Origin of the sequence: Helicobacter bilis, assembly GCF_900198365.1 — a bacterium.
Lineage (GTDB): Bacteria > Campylobacterota > Campylobacteria > Campylobacterales > Helicobacteraceae > Helicobacter_A > Helicobacter_A bilis_B.
On record NZ_FZMS01000080.1, the window covers coordinates 1 to 2,319 of the forward strand.

Below are 2,319 nucleotides of genomic sequence, written 5' to 3' on the forward strand. Positions count from 1 at the left end.
CAAAAGACACTAGAGAATGCTTACGCACAATATAATCATTGCATAGAATCTAAGGGGAGAGAATACACGATAAATTCGCAAATTTGCATAGGGGTGAAAAACTGCCCCTCATCTTGCTTCATACCCTTTTGTAAAAACAGCTCAAAGAGATTGCCTAAAAATTGATTGGTAGAATTTTGTGTGAGTTTGTAGGGTGCAAAAAGCTCAACGATTTCTTTTAAAACAAGGGCATTTTTTAAAAATAATTCTTTGTTATGCACTTCAAGGAATGCAAAGTCGTTGTTAGAGTAGAATTTTAGTTCTTTGATGTAGTTTTGCATTGTTGCTTTGAGGGCTTTGACTTTGAGTTTTTTGAAGTCTTTTTCTATGTCTTCATTAGAGACAAAAGTGATTTTTTCACCCAAAAATTCTCTCATTGCTTCTTTGTAAAGCCACATTAACCTATCTTGCATACTCGCATAAGTATCTGCCATTACGCCACGATAGCCAAATTTTAGATTGTCTTTATAAAAACTCTCATCATAAATTTTGCAAAGAAAAATATTGACTAGCTTATCAAAGGCATTTTCTTTGCCTGAAATATTGTGCTTGCGTAAGATTTTGGCAAATTCGTGGTATTTGCCCTCTTCTTTGAGCTCTTTGAGGTTTTCAAAGGTTGGAGTTGTTTGTAGAATCTTATAAGCGTTGTAATATTAACATGATCTCTTGACAGCGTTATGACAAAGGATTGAAGTTTTTTAGAATATTTGTGGATTTTTAGCTCACAAAATAAGATTAGAAACTTATTTTGTGTGGGTTATGTTGCTATGCTTGATATTCTTTAAGCTTTTCATTTAAGGCTTTAATATTGCTGGAATCTAAAAATGCTTGCAATTTAGATTCTAACTCTGTTATTGATGTATCAAGCTCATACCACCAATCTTTTTGATTGTAGTTAAGCCACCAAATCTCTTCGACATTTAAATATTCTATGATTTTGCTAGATATATTATTATCCATACTAGAATCTGAATCTTGCTCAAAAATCCGCACACCATAGCAATTATATTTCCCTTTTTGAATGTAATGTTCTACACAAAAGGCAAAATAATATTTACCGCAATTTTTAGGTTTAATCATAAAAGGATAGCTTAAATCATTTCTATTCCACTTATCCATTTTTTTATCCTTGCTCGTCTTAACAATCTCAAAGTTTTTGCTTTCAATTTGTTCTTTATGTTTTTCTATAATTGCTTCACAATAAGATTCTATAATATTTTCCCTATTTTTTAGAATCTCAAAGGCTATCTCCATATTCTCCTGCATATTTTCTTTATTGTCTGTCAAAAAATTCTCTATACTCATTGTGTTCTCCTTTGTATTTGTAATGATTTGCACGACATCTTTATAAAAGAGTAGTGCGGCATTTAGATTTGTGATACAGCCAACTTTTGCTTGTGAGTTTTCTATCCAAGCTAAAATCTCTTCCTTGTAAGTGATAGCCTTAAATCTCACTTTATTATCTCCATTTACAAGATAATCCCCTTGTATTTCCCATTTGCCTAAACTATACCCTGAAGGATTTCGTTCATCAGGGGCTAGATACAGCACAGCGATATTGTCATAAGACGCACCTTGCTCTTGTGGTGTTTCACTTTCGCTAGATTCTAGCTCATTAGATTCCATATCATCATTAAAATCTCTGCTTTGCTCTTTAACGATTTTGTCAATATACCGCTCAATCTGCCTATCTTGATCTCCTGCCCAAATCTTATTTTCTATAATGATATGTCTCTCTCCATTAGTGATATACACATCAATGTTTTCATACTCTTTATGCACCCTAGCATTGCGTGTATTGCCAAACCACGCTTTAAGCCCAACAGATTCTAAAAATGTTTCTAAAAATACATCGCCTTGATAGTGATTGCCTAGCGGGTTTAAAAATCCACTTATTAACGCACTATGAAGTTTTACTTCATTACTTCCACTCCACATTTCAAGATAGGGATTAAAGTCATTATTCCCACGCCTTTTGTGAATCTCTGCTTGTTCCAAAAAGCCCTTTACGCGTTCAAAAAATTCTCTATATTTCACACTTTTACCCTTTCTTTAAATTTAATGTAGTAAAGATTAATCGCTACAAATATAAATGTATATTACAATCAAAAATACAAGACTAATATCGCCTAGCCCACTAACTTTTCCAACGCCTTTATAATCTCTACCATTATTACAAAAAAGAGAACTGCTAGAACAAGACTTGCAAAGCCTTAAAGCCCTTGATGAGGAAAGCATATTAAAAACTAACAGCACACTCATAGCACAAACACAAAGGGT

2 protein-coding genes and 1 pseudogene are annotated in these 2,319 nt (G+C 33.1%); all 3 read right to left on the bottom strand.

Features of this window, described 5'->3' with window-relative positions; all coding sequences use genetic code 11:
- Positions 1-41: 41 nt before the first annotated feature.
- Positions 42-686 (bottom strand): annotated as a pseudogene (locus tag C6H08_RS09635) (restriction endonuclease); the annotation flags it as partial.
- A gap of 118 nt (positions 687-804) precedes the next feature.
- The gene (locus tag C6H08_RS09640) at positions 805-2,076 is read right to left on the bottom strand and encodes a PDDEXK-like family protein (protein ID WP_034580182.1); all 1,272 of its coding nucleotides are present in this window, start codon (positions 2,074-2,076) and stop codon (positions 805-807) included.
- 36 nt (positions 2,077-2,112) lie between these two features.
- The coding region (locus C6H08_RS09645; RefSeq protein ID WP_158656857.1) for a hypothetical protein at positions 2,113-2,319 on the bottom strand (207 nt) is incomplete at its 5' end.